The 16,458-nt window shown below is 68.3% G+C and carries 21 protein-coding genes and 1 tRNA gene; 19 read left to right on the forward strand and 3 right to left on the reverse strand.

All coding sequences use genetic code 11. The annotated features are described in order from the left end of the window. From AC3ARF_RS02820 to AC3ARF_RS02910, 19 genes are all read left to right on the forward strand, one after another. Positions 1 to 297 carry a DNA primase gene (locus AC3ARF_RS02820; protein ID WP_498930094.1) on the forward strand — a complete coding sequence of 99 codons (297 nt, stop codon included), beginning with the start codon at positions 1 to 3 and terminating at the stop codon, positions 295 to 297. 54 nt (positions 298 to 351) lie between these two features. Next, positions 352 to 870, forward strand: a complete 519-nt coding sequence (locus AC3ARF_RS02825; RefSeq protein ID WP_498930096.1) for a GNAT family N-acetyltransferase — start codon at positions 352 to 354, stop codon at positions 868 to 870. 48 nt (positions 871 to 918) lie between these two features. After that, on the forward strand, positions 919 to 1,461 hold the full coding sequence (locus tag AC3ARF_RS02830; RefSeq protein ID WP_498930098.1) for a DUF3016 domain-containing protein: 543 nt from the start codon (positions 919 to 921) through the stop codon (positions 1,459 to 1,461). Between the two features lie 2 nt (positions 1,462 to 1,463). Further along, the gene (locus tag AC3ARF_RS02835; protein ID WP_498930100.1) at positions 1,464 to 2,174 is read left to right on the forward strand and encodes an esterase/lipase family protein; all 711 of its coding nucleotides are present in this window, start codon (positions 1,464 to 1,466) and stop codon (positions 2,172 to 2,174) included. 41 nt (positions 2,175 to 2,215) lie between these two features. Then, positions 2,216 to 2,956, forward strand: a complete 741-nt coding sequence (locus AC3ARF_RS02840) for a YebC/PmpR family DNA-binding transcriptional regulator (RefSeq protein ID WP_498930102.1) — start codon at positions 2,216 to 2,218, stop codon at positions 2,954 to 2,956. A 16-nt stretch (positions 2,957 to 2,972) separates the two neighbouring features. After that, complete coding sequence (ruvC, locus tag AC3ARF_RS02845; RefSeq protein WP_498930104.1) at positions 2,973 to 3,500, forward strand: crossover junction endodeoxyribonuclease RuvC; 528 nt, start codon at positions 2,973 to 2,975, stop codon at positions 3,498 to 3,500. A 4-nt stretch (positions 3,501 to 3,504) separates the two neighbouring features. After that, positions 3,505 to 4,095 (forward strand): Holliday junction branch migration protein RuvA, encoded by a 591-nt coding sequence (gene ruvA / locus AC3ARF_RS02850; RefSeq protein WP_498930106.1) that lies wholly within the window; start codon positions 3,505 to 3,507, stop codon positions 4,093 to 4,095. A 43-nt stretch (positions 4,096 to 4,138) separates the two neighbouring features. Continuing rightward, entirely contained in the window at positions 4,139 to 6,058 is a 1,920-nt protein-coding gene (locus AC3ARF_RS02855) for a potassium transporter Kup (RefSeq protein ID WP_498930108.1), read from the forward strand. Positions 6,059 to 6,217: 159 nt separating this feature from the next. Beyond that, complete coding sequence (gene ruvB, locus AC3ARF_RS02860) at positions 6,218 to 7,258, forward strand: Holliday junction branch migration DNA helicase RuvB (protein WP_498930110.1); 1,041 nt, start codon at positions 6,218 to 6,220, stop codon at positions 7,256 to 7,258. Next, entirely contained in the window at positions 7,248 to 7,691 is a 444-nt protein-coding gene (gene ybgC / locus AC3ARF_RS02865; protein ID WP_498930112.1) for a tol-pal system-associated acyl-CoA thioesterase, read from the forward strand. The genes ruvB and ybgC overlap by 11 nt, the downstream gene beginning before the upstream one ends. 45 nt (positions 7,692 to 7,736) lie before the next feature. Continuing rightward, on the forward strand, positions 7,737 to 8,522 hold the full coding sequence (tolQ, locus tag AC3ARF_RS02870; RefSeq protein ID WP_498930114.1) for a protein TolQ: 786 nt from the start codon (positions 7,737 to 7,739) through the stop codon (positions 8,520 to 8,522). Between the two features lie 3 nt (positions 8,523 to 8,525). Further along, positions 8,526 to 8,966, forward strand: coding sequence for a protein TolR (gene tolR / locus AC3ARF_RS02875; protein ID WP_498930116.1), 441 nt, complete (start codon positions 8,526 to 8,528; stop codon positions 8,964 to 8,966). Further along, positions 8,963 to 9,934 (forward strand): cell envelope integrity protein TolA, encoded by a 972-nt coding sequence (gene tolA / locus AC3ARF_RS02880; RefSeq protein WP_498930118.1) that lies wholly within the window; start codon positions 8,963 to 8,965, stop codon positions 9,932 to 9,934. The genes tolR and tolA overlap by 4 nt, the downstream gene beginning before the upstream one ends. A 114-nt stretch (positions 9,935 to 10,048) precedes the next feature. Further along, positions 10,049 to 11,374: a Tol-Pal system beta propeller repeat protein TolB gene (tolB, locus tag AC3ARF_RS02885; RefSeq protein WP_498930120.1), complete on the forward strand. Its 1,326-nt coding sequence runs from the start codon at positions 10,049 to 10,051 to the stop codon at positions 11,372 to 11,374. Between the two features lie 92 nt (positions 11,375 to 11,466). Continuing rightward, positions 11,467 to 11,985, forward strand: a complete 519-nt coding sequence (pal, locus tag AC3ARF_RS02890; RefSeq protein ID WP_498930122.1) for a peptidoglycan-associated lipoprotein Pal — start codon at positions 11,467 to 11,469, stop codon at positions 11,983 to 11,985. Positions 11,986 to 11,993: 8 nt separating this feature from the next. Then, positions 11,994 to 12,827 (forward strand): tol-pal system protein YbgF, encoded by an 834-nt coding sequence (ybgF, locus tag AC3ARF_RS02895; RefSeq protein WP_498930124.1) that lies wholly within the window; start codon positions 11,994 to 11,996, stop codon positions 12,825 to 12,827. A 9-nt stretch (positions 12,828 to 12,836) separates the two neighbouring features. Then, positions 12,837 to 13,514, forward strand: a complete 678-nt coding sequence (gene queE / locus AC3ARF_RS02900) for a 7-carboxy-7-deazaguanine synthase QueE (RefSeq protein ID WP_498930126.1) — start codon at positions 12,837 to 12,839, stop codon at positions 13,512 to 13,514. A gap of 1 nt (position 13,515) precedes the next feature. After that, positions 13,516 to 14,211: a 7-cyano-7-deazaguanine synthase QueC gene (queC, locus tag AC3ARF_RS02905; protein ID WP_498930128.1), complete on the forward strand. Its 696-nt coding sequence runs from the start codon at positions 13,516 to 13,518 to the stop codon at positions 14,209 to 14,211. Positions 14,212 to 14,254: 43 nt separating this feature from the next. Continuing rightward, a tRNA-Lys gene (locus AC3ARF_RS02910) sits at positions 14,255 to 14,330 on the forward strand. Positions 14,331 to 14,337: 7 nt separating this feature from the next. Here the strand turns inward: AC3ARF_RS02910 and AC3ARF_RS02915 are convergent. From AC3ARF_RS02915 to AC3ARF_RS02925, 3 genes are read right to left on the reverse strand one after another with little or no spacing between them, the layout of a single operon-like run. Further along, the gene (locus tag AC3ARF_RS02915) at positions 14,338 to 15,240 is read right to left on the reverse strand and encodes a DUF4097 family beta strand repeat-containing protein (RefSeq protein WP_498930130.1); all 903 of its coding nucleotides are present in this window, start codon (positions 15,238 to 15,240) and stop codon (positions 14,338 to 14,340) included. A gap of 14 nt (positions 15,241 to 15,254) precedes the next feature. Then, on the reverse strand, positions 15,255 to 15,878 hold the full coding sequence (locus AC3ARF_RS02920) for a hypothetical protein (RefSeq protein ID WP_498930132.1): 624 nt from the start codon (positions 15,876 to 15,878) through the stop codon (positions 15,255 to 15,257). Further along, positions 15,875 to 16,453, reverse strand: coding sequence for an RNA polymerase sigma factor (locus AC3ARF_RS02925; protein ID WP_498930134.1), 579 nt, complete (start codon positions 16,451 to 16,453; stop codon positions 15,875 to 15,877). Before AC3ARF_RS02925 ends, AC3ARF_RS02920 begins: the two co-directional genes overlap by 4 nt. Positions 16,454 to 16,458 lie beyond the last annotated feature (5 nt).

Here is a 16,458-nt window from a genome sequence, read left to right on the forward strand (position 1 = left end):
ATGACCGGAACCGCATTCGCCCTGCAGTGGGAAAAACTCGCCAATGAGGGCGCCGAGGCCAACCTCGTGACCGAGCGCGCCCGCGTGTTCGGTGGCTGGCTGGTGCGGGTGGGTACCGCACCCAACGCGATGTCGCTCGCATTCGTTCCCGATGGCGAAGGCCGCTGGGACGGCGAGGACTTCGGCGAGGACGACTACGAGTACGAAGAGGAAGACGAGGAAGACGAGGACGAGGACGAGGACGAGGACGAAGAGGAAGAGGGCGACGAAGACGAAGAGGAAGAAGGCCCGGCCTGAGCCTCGCCTCCACGCTGCGCTGGTACTGCCGCGTCCGCCTTCCCGCCTGTCCCCATGCCCACCATCCGCCGCGCCATCGTCGACGACGCCCAGGTCCTGTCGGACCTGGCTTCGCGCACCTTCATCGAGACCTTCGGCCACCTGTATCCACCGGAGGACCTGGCCGCGTTCCTCGCCGACGCCTACGACGTCGACAAGCAGCGCATCATCCTCGCCCACCCGGATTACGCGGTATGGCTGCTGGAAGACGACGGCGTGGCCGTTGGCCATGCTGCTGCGGGGCCGTGCGGCCTGCCACACCCGGACGTCCGCCCCGGCGATGGCGAACTCAAGCGGCTTTACGTGCTGAAGTCGCACCAGGCCGGCGGCTGGGGCAGCCGCCTGTTCCAGACGGTCCTCGACTGGCTGGAGCGCGACGGGCCGCGCACGCTGTGGATCGGCGTGTGGTCCGAGAACTTCGGCGCCCAGCGCTTCTACGCCCGCGCCGGCTTCCAGCACGTGGGCGATTATGAATTCCCCGTCGGCCGCGTCCGCGACCACGAATTCATCCTGCGCCGCCAGCCGCCGCACTAGGGGGTTTGGGTGCACAATCCGGTCATCCCCACCACGAGGAGTTGGGCGATGGGACGGCACGCTTCCACCCTGCGCCGGCTGGGACTGATCCTGATTGCCGCAATGGCGGCCTCCGGTTGCGCGAGCACGCGGACGCCCACAGGGGCCGGCGCATTGGCGGGTTCGAGCCCGGTCGCGGTGTCCTGGGGCGATCCGGCGGGGTTCTCCGAGTCCACCTGGGGCGCGATGCCCATGGACCGCGGCCACTGGATCCGTCCGCTGGCCGAGTACCTGCGACAGCAGGCCGAACACGTGATACAGCCGGGCCACCGCCTCGACGTGGCGTTGCTGGACGTGAACCGGGCCGGCGAATATGAGCCCGTTCGTCACGCTGGGGCCACCGACCTCCGCGTCGTCCGCGACCTCTACCCACCGCGCATACACCTGCGGTTCCGTCATCTGGATGGCAGCGGCGCCGTGGTCGCCGAAGGCGAACGGCGGCTGGTCGATGTCGGCTTCCTGCAGCGGTCCCCGATCAACGATTCCGATCCCTTGCGGTACGAGAAGCGCCTGCTCGACGACTGGCTGCGGCGTGAACTGGGCGGGCGCTGACCATGCACCGCACGCGGGCGGATGAACCCAGCCATGGCCGACGCGTACTGTTGCTGCCCGGTTTGTGGATGCCGCGCGCCTCGATGCGCTGGCATGCCCATCGCCTTCGCCAGGCCGGCTACGCCCCGCATCTTTTTGGCTATGCACCGGTGACCCGCGGCCCCGACGCGGTCATTCCCGCCCTCGCCGACGCCCTGCGCACGCCCACCGACGTGGTGGCGCACAGCCTGGGCGGACTGCTGGCGCTGCGCACGCTGCAACGCTACCCCGGCCTGCCGGTCGGGCGGGTGGTCTGCCTGGGTTCGCCGCTGACGGGCAGCGCCGCGGCCGGCGGCCTCGCCAGCCGCGCGCTGGGTGCAGCATGCCTGGGCCGCTCCGCCGACCTTCTGCGCTCGGGCTGTCCCGAATGGCAGGGCAGCGCCCAGGTCGGGGTGGTCGCCGGCGAGCAGCCGCTGGGACTGGGGCAGTTTTTCGGCCACTTTCCCGGGCCCAACGACGGCACCGTGGCCGTTGCGGAGACCCGGCTGTCGGGCCTGGCCGACCATGCGGTCATCCCCACCAGCCACTCCGGCCTGCTGTTCTCGGAGGAGGCGGCGCGACTGGCCTTGAGCTTCCTCGGGGAAGGCCGGTTTGCCCCCCAGGCGCGGCCCACCCCCGACGGCGGCGTGGCCGGTAGCGTGACCGACAGCACGCGGCCGCCGGCCGGCCTATAATTCCGCGCCGCAACATCCCTTCCCAGGAACCGCACAACCCTATGGCCGGCCATTCCAAGTGGGCCAACATCCAGCACCGCAAAGGCGCCCAAGACGCCAAGCGCGGCAAGATGTTCACCAAGATCATCCGTGAAATCTCCGTGGCTGCCCGTACCGGCGGCGGCGACCCGAGCAACAATCCGCGCCTGCGCGTGGCTATCGACAAGGCGCTGGGCGCCAACATGTCCAAGGACGTGGTCGAGCGCGCCATCAAGAAGGCCACCGGTGAGCTGGAAGGCGTCAGCTACGAGGAAATCCGCTACGAGGGCTACGCCCCGGGCGGCGTGGCAGTGATCGTCGACTGCCTGACGGACAACAAGGTCCGCACGGTGGCCGACGTGCGCCATGCCTTCAGCAAGTTTGGCGGCAACCTCGGTACCGACGGCTCGGTGGCCTTCATGTTCAAGAAGACCGGCGTGCTGAGCTTCGCCCCCGGCGCCGATGAGGAAAAGGTCACCGAGGCCGCGATCGAAGCCGGTGCCGACGACATCGTCGTGTATCCCGAGGACGGTTCCATGGACGTGTTGACCTCGCCCGACGCCTTCGCCGGCGTGCGTGACGCGATGGCGGCAGCGGGCTTCAAGGCCGACCAGGCCGAAGTGACCTACCGCGCCGATAACGACATCGCCGTCGCCGGCGAGACCGCGCAGCAGGTGGCCAAGTTGCTGGACTGGCTCGAGGACCTGGACGACGTGCAGAACGTCTACTCCAACGCCGACTTGGGCGAGGACGCCTACGCCTGACGGCGTCGGCCATGACGTGACCCGCATCCTCGGCATCGACCCGGGCTCGCAGCGCACCGGCGTGGGCATCATTGATGTCGGGCACGGCGGCCGCTGCACCTACGTGCACTGCGAAGCGCTGGTGCTGCTCGACGCCGAGGATTTCCCCTCGCGCCTGGGGCTGCTTTGCGAAGGCCTGGAGCGCGTGCTGGACGAATGGCAGCCCCAGGAAGTAGCCATCGAAAGCGTGTTCATGGACAAGTCGGCCACGTCGGCCCTGAAGCTGGGCCATGCGCGCGGCGCCGCGCTGGCCACGGTGGTGCGGCGCAAGGTGCCCATCGCCGAGTACGGCCCGCGGGTGGTCAAGCAGTCGCTGGTCGGCCGCGGCGCCGCCGACAAGGAGCAGGTGCAGCACATGGTGCGCCTGCTGCTCAACCTGCCGGCGATGAAACTGCAGGCCGACGCGGCCGACGCACTGGCCATCGCCCTGACCCACGCGCACATGCGCGAGACCGCCGCGCGCACCGGCGTGGCCACCGCGCTGCTGCGCCGCAAGGGAACATGACCGCATGATCGGACGACTCAAGGGCATCCTGGTGCACAAGCAACCGCCGTGGCTGGTGGTGGACGTGCACGGCGTGGGTTACGAGCTGGAGGCGCCGATGAGCACCTTCTACGACCTGCCCGACCTCGGTCGCGAAGTGGCCCTCTTCACCCACTACGCGCAGAAGGAGGACAGCGTGTCGCTGTACGGCTTCCTGCGCGAGGCCGAGCGCCGCCTGTTCCGCGACGTGCAGAAGGTCACCGGCATCGGTGCGAAGATCGCGCTGGCGGTACTATCGGGCGTGAGCGTCGACGAATTCGCGCGACTGGTGCAGTCCGGCGACATCACGGCACTGACCCGGATCCCCGGCATCGGCAAGAAGACCGCCGAGCGCATGGTGGTGGAGCTCCGCGACCGCGCTGCCGACCTGGCTGGCGCCGGCACCACCCTCAACGTGCCCGGCGCACCCGCCGACGCCCAGTCCGAGGCGGTCATCGCCCTGCAGCAACTGGGCTACAAGCCGGCCGAGGCCGTGCGCATGGCCCGCGACGCCACCGAAGCCGGCGACGATGCCGCCACCATCATCCGCAAAGCGCTAAAGTCCGCGCTTCGCTGACCTGTCGGTGGCCAGGACGGCCGCCCTCCAAGCAGACAATTTCATGTCCTCCACCGTTCCCGCCACCCCTGCATCGCACGACACTTCCCACGGTCACGGCAAGCAGGGGCTGGCCGGTCTCGTCGTGGGCGCCATTGGCGTCGTCTTCGGTGACATCGGTACCAGTCCGCTGTACACCCTGAAGGAAGCGTTCTCGCCGCACTTCGGGCTGGTCGGCAATCACGACACGGTGCTGGGCATCCTGTCGCTGGTGTTCTGGGCGTTGATGATCGTGGTCACGCTGAAGTACGTCAGCATCATCATGCGCGCCGACAACGAAGGCGAGGGCGGCATCATGGCGTTGATGACGCTGGCCCAGCGCACCCTTCCCAAGGGCGGCAAGTCGGCCTACGTGATCGGCATCCTGGGCATCTTCGGTGCATCGCTGTTCTTCGGCGACAGCGTTATCACGCCGGCCATCACCGTGCTGGGCGCGGTCGAGGGCCTGGAAGTGGCTGCGCCCGGCCTGCACAAGTTCATCGTCCCCGCCAGTCTTGTCATCCTGCTCGCGGTGTTCGTCGCACAGCGCTTCGGAACCGAGAAGGTGGGGCGCGTGTTCGGGCCCGTGACCTGCGTGTGGTTCCTGGCGTTGGCGGCCATCGGCATCCACAACATCGTTCAGGAGCCGGAAGTGCTGAAGGCCCTGAACCCGATGTGGGGCGCGCGATTCTTCTGGGAGCACGGTTCGCACTCGGTCCTGATCCTGGGCGTAGTGGTGCTGGCGGTGACCGGCGGTGAGGCGCTGTACGCCGACATGGGCCACTTCGGCGCCCGCCCGATCCGCTATGGCTGGTACATCCTGGTGCTGCCCAGCCTGATGCTGAATTACCTGGGGCAGGGCGCTTTCGTGCTCAGCCACCCCGAGGCCGTGATCAACCCGTTCTACGAGTCCGTGCCCCGCTGGGCGCTGTACCCGATGATCGTGCTTGCCACGGCCGCCGCGGTCATTGCATCGCAGGCGGTGATCACCGGCGCATTCTCGGTGGCCCGGCAGGCAATGCAGCTGGGTTACATCCCGCGCATGGGCATCAAGCACACGTCCAGCGCCACCATCGGCCAGATCTACATCCCCTACATCAACTGGCTGCTGATGATCACGGTGTTCACCGTGGTGCTGATGTTCCGCAGTTCCACCGCGTTGGCCACGGCCTACGGCATCTCGGTGTCGGCGACGATGCTGATCGACACCCTGCTGCTGGCGCTTGTGGCCAACGCACTGTGGCCCAAGTGGCGACTGTGGGTGCTGCCGCTGTGCGTCGTGTTCTTCATCGTCGACCTGGGCTTCGTGATCGCCAATGGCGCCAAGTTCTTCGACGGCGCCTGGTTCCCGGTGATGCTGGGCCTGATTGTGTTCACACTGCTGCGTACCTGGCGCCGCGGCCGCGAGTTGCTGGGTGCCGAGATCCGCAAGGAAGGCATCCAGCTCGACAGCTTCCTGCCGGGCCTGATGCTGGCGCCGCCGGTACGCGTGCCTGGCACGGCGGTGTTCATGACCGCGCAGACGGGCGTGGTACCGCACGCGCTGCTGCACAACCTCAAGCACAACAAGGTACTGCACGAGCGCAATGTGTTCCTGACGGTGGAAACGCTGACGGTGCCCTATGCACCGAAGGACAAGCGGCTGAAGATGGACTCCATCGGCGACGATTTCTATCGGGTGCTGGTCCGCTTCGGCTTCATGGAAACTCCGGACGTGCCGCTGGCGCTGATGCGTTCGTGCGACAAGGGCGGGATGTACTTCGACCCGATGGACACCACCTATTTCGCCAGCCGCGAAACGGTGGTGGCCAGCGCGCACCGCGGCATGCCGGTGTGGCGCGACCGCCTGTTCGCCTTCATGCACCGCAATGCGGCGCCGGCCACTGGCTTCTTCCGCATCCCGGGAAACCGGCTGGTGGAGTTGGGGGCGCAGGTCGAGATCTGATTTTTTTGGGGTTTTGGGGCGGGCGACGAGCTGTCAGGGCATCGCTGCGCCCCTCCGTCGGGACATCCTGTCCCGAGTCGGGGCCGGCGGCCATCCATGGCCGCCTCCCGTGCGGCGAACCCAACCGACAGCGCGCCAAAAAATGCGACCATGGCGGTCATGAACGACCAACGCATCATCGCCGCCGGCGCCACCCGCGAAGACGAGGCGATCGAAGCCTCCATCCGCCCCAAGCGGCTGGACGAGTACCTCGGCCAGGCCCCCGTGCGCGAGCAGATGAAGATCTACATCGAGGCCGCCAAGGGCCGCGGTGAGGCGCTCGACCACGTACTGATCTTCGGCCCGCCGGGCCTGGGCAAGACCACCCTCAGCCACGTCATCGCCAACGAACTGGGCGTCAACCTGCGCCAGACCTCTGGCCCGGTGATCGAGAAGGCCGGCGACCTGGCGGCGCTGCTGACCAACCTGCAGCCGCACGACGTGCTGTTCGTCGACGAGATCCACCGCCTCTCGCCCGCCATCGAGGAAGTGCTGTACCCGGCGATGGAGGACTACCAGATCGACATCATGATCGGCGAGGGCCCGGCCGCCCGCTCGATCAAGCTCGACCTGCCGCCGTTCACCCTGATCGGTGCCACCACGCGCGCCGGCCTGCTGACCGCGCCGCTGCGCGACCGCTTCGGCATCGTCCAGCGCTTGGAGTTCTACGACGCCGAGGAGCTGACGCGCATCGTGCGCCGCTCCTCGCAGATCCTCGGCATCGCCTGCGACCCCGAGGGCGCGGCGGAGATCGCCCGGCGCTCGCGCGGCACCCCGCGCATCGCCAACCGCCTGCTGCGCCGCGTGCGCGACTACGCCCAGGTCAAGACCGGCGGCGGCATCACCCGCGACACCGCCGATGCCGCCATGGCCATGCTCAAGGTGGACCCCGAGGGCTTCGACGACCTCGACCGCCGCCTGCTGCGCATCATCATCGAGTCGTTCGACGGCGGCCCGGTGGGCGTGGAGTCGCTGGCCGCCGCGCTCAGCGAGGAGCGTGGCACGCTGGAGGACGTCATCGAGCCGTACCTGATCCAGCAGGGTTACCTGATCCGCACCGCACGCGGCCGCATGGCGACGTCGAAGGCATATCGCCAGATCGGACTGAAGCCGAAAACGGGAACAGGTGGGCTGTTTGGAAGTGACACAGATGCCGGTTGAGCCTTTGTTCAGTTGGCCTGCACGCGTTTACTGGGAAGATACCGACGCAGGTGGCGTGGTCTACCACGCGCAGTACCTGGCCTTCATGGAGCGGGCCCGCACCGAATGGATGCGCGAACAGGGCTATGGCCAGGAACTGCTGCGCAACGAATACGGTCTCGTTTTCGTGGTGCGTGCGATGGAGATCGACTTCCTCAAGCCGGCGCGGCTGGACGATGCACTGTCCGTCACCGCGGCGGTGCAGGATTGCCGCAAAGCCAGCATGGTGTTCGCACAGTCCATCCGCCGCGGCGATGAGCTGCTGCTCACCGCGCAGGTCCGGATCGCCGCGCTGCACGCGGACAGCTTCCGGCCGCGGGGCATCCCGCAGCCGCTGCTGGCGCAATTGCAGGCCCATTCGTTGCAAGACCCCGAAATACCACCGGCGGCTTGACCCCCGCCACACCAGCTAGGCCCCACGGGGCATGGAGAACCGAGCATGACCTACCTGCTGACCGCGCTGCAGGCCACCGCCGAAGCCCTCCCCGAGGAAGCGCCTGCCAGCACGGTCGCCGACGCCGCGAATGTCGCGGCGGCCACGGGCGACAACAGCCTCAACCTGCTGCAGTTGATCCTGCACGCCAGCCTGCCGGTGCAACTGGTGATGGTGATCCTGCTGCTCGCGTCCATCGCGTCATGGGCGATCATCTTCCGCAAGAAGTCGGTGCTGGACCGCGCCGCCAAGGAAGCCGACCAGTTCGAGGAGCGATTCTGGTCCGGCGCCGAACTTTCCAAGCTCTATGCCGGTGCCACCGAGCGCAACCGCGGCGTCGGCGGCATGGAGGCGATCTTCGAAGCCGGCTTCCGCGAGTTCAACCGCGTGCGCCAGCGCCGGGGCGCGGACCCGCGCACCCAGCTGGAGGGCGCCCAGCGCGCCATGCGCGCCACCACCTCGCGCGAGATCGACGGGCTGGAGCACAACCTGGAGTTCCTCGCCAACGTCGGCTCCATCAGCCCGTACATCGGCCTGTTCGGCACGGTGTGGGGCATCATGATCTCGTTCCAGGGCCTGGCCCAGCTGAAGGAGGCGACCATCGCCACCGTGGCGCCGGGTATCTCCGAGGCGCTGGTGGCCACCGCCATGGGCCTGTTTGCCGCGATCCCGGCGGTGTGGGCGTACAACCGCTACGCCACCAAGGTCGAGCGCATCGCGGTGCGCTACGACGCCTTCTCCGAGGAGTTCTCCTCGATCCTGCAGCGCCAGTCACACCTCGACGAGGCCTGATCGATGGCTGGCACAACCGGGCGCCGCCGCAAGCGCAAGCTCAAGGCCGAGATCAACGTCGTTCCCTACATCGACGTGATGCTGGTGCTGCTGATCATCTTCATGGTCACCGCGCCACTGCTCAACCTGGGCGTCGATATCGAACTGCCGCAATCGGACGCCAAGTCGATCCAGGAGAAGAAGGACCCGATCGTGGTCAGCGTGGACGCGGCCGGCAACCTGTTCCTTGCGGTGGAGGCGGGCAGCAACGAGGCCGTCACCGCGCAGGCGCTGGAGGCCAAGCTGCGTGCCATCGTCAACCAGGACGCCAAGGCTGCGGTGTACGTGGCGGGTGACGCCACCGCCAACTACCAGCGGGTGATGGATGCGATGGTGCTGCTGCAGCGCGCCGGCGTGGAAAAGGTCGGGCTGATGAGCCAGCCCAAGCAGGACGGCGCACGATGAGGGAATCCCGCGCCGATACCTCGCGCGCGATCGGGCTGGCGTTGCTGCTTCACGCGCTGGTTTTCCTGGCGATGTTCGCCGGGCTGTGGTGGACGAAGACGCAGCGCCCCGCCTCCGCCGCAGGCTCGCCGGTCTCGGCGGAGCTGGTGGATGCCGGCGACCTGTCGCAGGCCATGCAGCGCACGTTGGCCAATCGGCCCGAGCCGGTGACCGCGCCCGAGCCCATGCCTGAGCCGGTCGAGGAAGAGGCGGTGCCTCTGCCGCAGCCGCTGCCCGAACCCGTGCCGCAGGAAGAGGTCGCGCCGCAGCAGACCGCGCCGCAGGAGCTGCTGGCCAACCCGGATGACCGCAACCAGGACGCCGTGGTGGACCGGCCGACGCCGAACCCGACCACCGAGACCCAGGTGCAGGAGGCCAAACGCCGCCAGGAGCAGGTGGACCTGACCGAGCAGAAGCGCCAGGAAGAGGCCGAACGCAAGCAACGCCTTGCCAAGCAGGAAGAAGAGCGGCAAAAGCAGATCGCGGAGATCAAGCGTCTGCGCGCGCTGGCAGCCCGCGACGCGAAGGTGGCGCAGGCTGAGCTGCGACGTATCGCCGACGCACGCGCCGCCGGGGCATCGGAAGAGGCCGCCCGCGCCGATGCGGTGGCGAGCGGCGCCCGTGCCGGCAGTGGCGGGGTCGACCAGGGCCTCCTCGCGCAATACGTCGCGGCGCTGCAGGCGGCGATCAACGCCAAGTGGACCCGACCCGAGTCGGTAGCCGCCGGCGCGCCCTGCCGCCTGGTGATCCGTCAGTTGCCCGGTGGCAACGTCATGGACGTGCAGGTGGCCTCGCCATGCGCCTACGACGAGGCGGGGCAGGAATCGATCAAGCGTGCCGTGCTCAAGGCCGACCCGTTGCCATACGCCGGTTTCGAAGAGGTCTTCAGCCGTAACCTGACCATCAACTTCCGCGCCCAGGATCGGTGACCAGAGTCCCGATCGGCCCGCCCGGAAGGGCCGGGTTCGGGTTTCGTTCAGCTTTGAGACCCTTTTCACGGCCAAGCTGTTAAGACTGTTCAGATTCCCCCGGATGGACTGCCGATGAACCGAAAGACGCCCTGGTGGGCCGCCTTGCTCGCCTTGCTGCTGCCCTTTGCCGCGGCTGCGCAGCAGGAAGGCCTGGAAATCGACGTGGTCGGCGGCAACGCCGCCGCGCTGCCCATCGCCGTGGTGCCCATGCCTTACCAGGGCAGCGCCGGCGCCCCTTCGGTCGATGTCAGCCAGATCGTCAGGGCCGACCTGGAGCGCTCCGGACAGTTCCGCGGCCTGCCGGACGCCGACCTGGTCGAGCGCCCGTCGCGGGGCAGCGAGGTCAACTACCCCACCTGGCGCGCCCTCAACCAGGATTACCTGCTGGTGGGTCGCGTGCTCGATGGCGGCATGGGCAACTACCGCGTGGAGTACGAACTGTTCGACGTGGCCAAGCAGCAGCGCCTGCTCGGCTTCGCGATGACCGCACGCAGCAACGCGATGCGTGACGTGGCGCACCAGATTGCCGACGCGGTTTACGAGAAGATCCTCGGGATCCGCGGCGCGTTCTTCACCCGCATCGCCTACGTCACCGCCGCGGGCGTGGGCAAGGGCGCGCGCTACGCGCTGATGGTGGCCGACAGCGACGGCTACAACCCGCAGGCGGTGGTCAATTCGTCCGAGCCCATCCTTTCGCCCTCGTGGAGCCCGGACGGCAACCGCCTGGCCTACGTCACCTTCGAGAACGGAAGCTCAACCATCTTTGTCCAGGACATCAATACCGGCCATCGCGAGTCCATTGCCCGCTACCGCGGCATCAATGGCGCGCCCGCGTTCTCGCCCGACGGCCGTCGCATGGCGATGACGCTTTCGCGCAGCGGCAATCCGGAGATTTACGTCATGGACCTGGGCAGCCGCGCGCTGACCCAGCTGACCAACCATTTCGGCATCGACACCGAGCCGGTTTGGAGCGCCGACGGCGGCAGCGTGTACTTCACCTCCGACCGTGGTGGTCGACCGCAGATCTACAAGGTTTCCGCGAGTGGCGGCAGCGCCAGCCGCGTCACCTTCCAAGGTAGTTACAACGCCAGCGCCACCGTCTCGGCCGATGGCAAGAAGGTCGCCACCGCCCAGGGCACCGGCAACAACTACCGCGTGGCCCTGATGGACGCGAGCTTCGGCACGCCGCGCTGGAGCACGCTCTCGCCCGGTTCGCTGGACGAGTCGCCCAGCTTCGCGCCCAACGCGTCGATGGTGCTGTACGCGGCCCGCGAAGGGCACCGCGGCGTGCTGTATGCCGTCTCGGCCGATGCGCGCGTCCGCCAGCGTTTGGTCCTCACGGGCGGTGACGTCCGCGAGCCCGCCTGGGGCCCGTACCGTGCCCAGGCCGCGCAATGAGTCGCATGGAAGCGAGGCACCCAAGTTCTAACCGGTTGGGCCAGAGTGCCCGGCTCAATTCACCCCGCACCATGTTTTGACGAGGAGTCATCATGAATAGCACCGTCCGTATCGCCCTTCTCGCCGTGCTCTGCACGGCCGCCGTCGCCTGCTCGAAGAAGGTCAAGGAAGAAGCCCCCGCAGCCGAACCGGCCCCGGCCGAGGTCCCGACCGAGACCACCCCGGCCCCGTCCGCTGGCATGTACGGCCCCGCCGACCTGGACACCGACGCTTGCCTGCGCCAGCGCGTGATCTACTTCGACTTCGACCAGGACGTTCTGCGTCCGGAGTTCCAGGCCGCCGTCGGCTGCCACGCCAAGTACCTGCGTGACCGCCCGACCGCCCGTATCACCCTGGAAGGCCACGCTGACGAACGCGGCAGCCGCGAGTACAACCTGGGCCTGGGCGAGCGTCGCGGCAATGCCGTGTCGTCGGCCATGCAGGCCAACGGTGGTTCGGCCGGCCAGCAGATGGTGACCAGCTACGGTGAAGAGCGCCCGACCTGCCAGGACTCGAGCGAGGACTGCTGGGCCAAGAACCGTCGCGTTGAGATCATCTACACGGCGAAGTGATGAAAGGAATGCGCGGACTTCTTGTCAGTGCAACCCTGGTGGCGGCCTTCGTGGCCGCCACCCCCGCGTCGGCGCAGCGCGCAAGCCTGGCCGACCGCGTGGCGATCCTGGAGCAGCGGGCCGGTGACAACCAGGCCAACGTGCAGTTGCTCAACGAAGTGAACCAGCTCAAGGCCGAGGTCCAGGCACTGCGGGCACAGGTCGAGGAACTACAGCAGCTGACCCAGCAATTGCAGGAGTCGGGCAAGCGCCAGTACCTGGACCTCGATGACCGGTTGAACCGGCTGGAAGGCGGGGCCGTTCCGGCCGTGCCGGCCACGCCGCCCAAGGCCAGCGCACCCGCGCCCAAGCCGGCCGCGAAGCCGGTATCGGCCACCAGCAAGCCGGCGCCGGCTGAAGCCGCGCCGGCCGTTTACGGCGATGCAGGCAAGCTGCGCGAAGGCGCCGGCGAGCGCGCGGCCTATGACGCGGCCTTCGCCACGCTCAAGGCCGGCCGCTATGCGGACGCGTCCAGCCAGTTCCTGGCCTTCCTGCAGCAGCACCCCAACGGGGTCTACACCCCCAACGCCCTTTATTGGCTGGGCGAGAGCTATTACGTCACCCAGAATTACGAGCCGGCGCGGGAGCAGTTCCAGGCAATGGTGAACCGCTATCCGACCCATGACAAAGCACCGGGCGCACTGCTCAAGCTGGGCCTGGCCCAGCAGGGCCTGAAGCAGCTGGACGCCGCCGAGCGCACCTTCGCGGCGGTGGTGGCCAAGTACCCCAATACCGACGCGGCGCGCACCGCCAGTGACCGCCTGCGGGCGCTGGAACTCGGCCGGATCAGCCGCACGCGCTAAAATACCCGGATGAGCACCGTTTCCCCCGAGGCGGCCGCGGCGTCGCCCGAGCGGCTGCGGTTGACCGAAATCTTCCTGTCCCTGCAGGGCGAGTCGCGCAGCATCGGCTGGCCGACCGTCTTCGTGCGCCTGACCGGCTGCCCGCTGCGCTGCCAGTACTGCGACACCGCGTACGCCTTCCACGGCGGCGAGTGGTGGGACTTCGACGCCATTTTGGCCGAAGTGGCCAAGCACGGCGCGCGCCACGTGTGCGTGACCGGCGGCGAACCGCTGGCGCAGAAGCGCTGCGTGGAACTGCTGCGGCGCCTGTGCGACGCAGGCTATGAGGTCTCGCTGGAGACCTCCGGCGCAATCGACATCGGCCCGGTCGACCAGCGTGTGTCGCGCGTGCTGGACATCAAGACGCCCGGCTCCGGCGAGGTTGCGCGCAACCTGTGGTCCAACCTGCCGCTGCTGACCGCGCACGATCAGGTCAAGTTCGTGATCTGCAGCCGTGAGGACTACGACTGGGCCAAGGCCATCGTTGCCGAGCACAAGCTGACGCAGACCTGCGACGTGCTGTTCTCGCCCAGCTTCAGCCAGGTGGACCCGAGCGCACTGGCCGACTGGATCGTGGCCGATCGCCTGCCGGTGCGCTTCCAGTTGCAGCTGCACAAGATTCTGTGGAATGACGAGCCGGGGCGTTGAGATGAAGAAAGCCGTCGTCCTGGTTTCCGGAGGCATGGACTCCGCCGTCGTCATCGCCATCGCGCGCGAGCAGGGTTTTGCCGTGCACGCGTTGAGCGTGAGCTACGGCCAGCGCCACACCTCCGAGCTGGATGCCGCCGACCGCGTGTCCACGGCGCTGGGCGCCGTGGCGCACAAGACCGTCAACGTGGACCTGCGCAGCATTGGGGGCTCCGCACTGACCGACGACATCGAGGTGCCGCTGGACACCGACGGCCACCCGGTGGGGCAGGCGGCGGCCAAGGACGCCATCCCGGTGACCTACGTTCCGGCGCGCAACACCATCATGCTGTCCATCGCGCTTGGTTGGGCCGAGGTGCTGGGCGCCAACGACATCTTCTGTGGCGTCAACGCGGTGGATTACTCCGGTTACCCCGATTGCCGCCCCGAGTTCGTGGCCGCCTTCGAACAACTCGCCAACCTGGCCACCAAGGCCGGCGTGGAAGGCGCGGGGCTGCGCGTGCACGCGCCGCTGCAGTTCATGAGCAAGGCCGACATCGTGCGCGAGGGCGTGCGCCTGGGCGTGGACTTCGCGCAGACCGTATCGTGCTACAAGGCCGACGAAGCCGGCCGCGCCTGCGGGCATTGCGATGCGTGCCGGTTGCGGGCAGAGGGCTTTGCGGCGGCGGGTGTGGCGGATCCGACGCGGTACGTTTGATCTGCGCTAGAATGGCCGACCCGGCGCAAGGCCGGGCCGCGATGGGTCGTTAGCTCAGTCGGTAGAGCATCGGACTTTTAATCCGCTGGTCGATGGTTCGAATCCATCACGACCCACCATCCCTCCTCACTCCACGATCACCGTGGTGTCGCCCGAGAAGCTCTCCACGTTGACGCGGCCTTCGCCTGCGCCATAGCGCTGGGTGAAGCTGGCGCCCGGCCCGTGCTTGGGCCGCTGCACCTGGGCAGCGGTCGCGCTGAGGTCACCACTGAAGCTCTCACCCGTGACGGTGGCCGACACATTCCGCGGCAGGCTGAGCTTCACCGCGCCGCTCACCGTGTCCATCGCGATCTCGCCGCCGCGTGCCAGTGCGGTGTTGACGATCAGGTCGCCGGACACCGACGAGCCACTGAGCTTGCGCACCGGGTTCTCGCGGTTGTTGGTGATGGCGATGTCGCCGGACACGCTGTTGAACTCCACCTCGCCGCCGAAGCGGCCGCGCAGGTTGACGTCGCCGCTCACCGTGTCCACGGATGCATCGTTGCTGTTGATGGTGAGCTGCTGGTTGCCGCTGACGGTGTTTATGCCGGCCTTCTGCGGCGCGCCGATCACCACCACGTCACCGCTCACTGCATCCACAGACAGTTTGGTGGCGGCGGTGCCCTGCACGTCGACGTCGGCCGAGACCGCGTCGATGTCCAGGCTGGCGCGGCGCGGCACGGTCAGGCGCAGCGTGGTGGGCTCGGTGCGGTCGCTGGTCATGCCGAAGCGCTTGGGGTACTTCACGCGCACGGCCAACCGGTCGCGAGTGCCTTCGATGGCCAGGCGCTCGACGCCGTCCCCGAGGCTGCCTTCGATCTTCACTTCGGGGCGGTCCCAGACGCGCACGTCGATGCGGCCCTTGAGGTTCTCGATCTCGACCTCGCCGGTGGGCGAGAGCGGGCGCGTTTCATTGATGGGGATGGCGGCCAGCGCGGCCAGGGGCAGCGACAGGGCCAGGACGAGAGTGGTGAGGGCGAGGCGGGACATGGGAGGTTCCTCCGTCAGGCAAGCGGGAGCCGCATCAGGTCGAGGCGGCGTTGGTAGGTGCGGCGCAGTTGCTCCAGCAGCCGCGTGGAATCCGGGGCCTGGCGCAGGGCGGCCAGGATCAGTTCGGCGCTCTGGTCCAGCGTGCGCAGGGTGGGGTTGGCAGCGGTGGCACCGGGGCGGGTTTCAAGTTCGCGGATGGCGCCTTGGTACTGCATTCGCAATGCCTGGGCTTCAGCCAGTGCCAGCGGCGTGTCAGCGGTGATGGGCGCGCTGTGCGCTGCGTGCGCCGTGCCAGCGGAGGGTGCGGTAACGGTGGCCGCCGCAAACCCGACGTCGTCGGAGAACGATGAGGATTGCCCCGGTGATGGGCCGCCGTAGCGCAGGAGGCCCAGCGTGCCAACCGCCACCAGTACGCTGGCGGCCAGCGCGACCGGCATGCGCCAGCGCCATGTCGCCGCGGTGGCCGGGGACCGGGCGCCCGAGGGCGTGGGGAAGGCGTTGCTGGCGTTCGGCGTCAGCCGCTTGGCAATCCCGGGCCACAGGTCGGCGGCGGGCGCTTCGTCCTGTCGCAAGCCACGCAGCTGCCAGCGCAGTGCATCGGGAAGGTCGTGGGTGTCGTTGCGGATGTCGTGGTTCATGCGGGTTCTCCCAAACGCGCGCGGAGCAGTCCGCGCGCGCGGTGCAGCTGGGCCTTGGAGCTGCCGACGGCCATGCCCAACTCGACGGCGATTTCCTCGTGTTTCCAGCCTTCGATGTCGTACAGCACCAGCACCGCGCGGGCGCGCGGCGGCAGGCTGGCCACCGCGCGGCCGAGGTCCATGGACAGCGCGGTCACGTGGCCGGCCGAGTCGGGGTGGCCGAAGGTGTCCAGGGCCTCCTCGTCGTCGTCCTCGAGCGGACGGCTGCGGCGGCTGCGCAGTTCCATCAGCGCGGTGTTGACCGCCAGGCGGTGCAGCCAGGTGGTGAAGGCGGCCTCGAAGCGGAACGCGGGCAAGGCCTGCCAGGCGCGGACGAAGGCTTCCTGGGTCAGGTCGTCGGCGCGGGCGCCATGGCCGCCGACCAACCGGATGATCACGCCGTGCACCCGGCCGACGTGGCGGCGGTACAGGGTTTCGAAGGCACCGGTCTCGCCCCGCGCCGCGGCCTCGACCAGCGGGCGGTCGTCTTCCGCCACGGTGGGGACCGGAGTGGCGTCGGGCGAATGGGTGCTCATGGCAT

It is taken from the genome of Lysobacter sp. KACC 24251, from assembly GCF_057747755.1.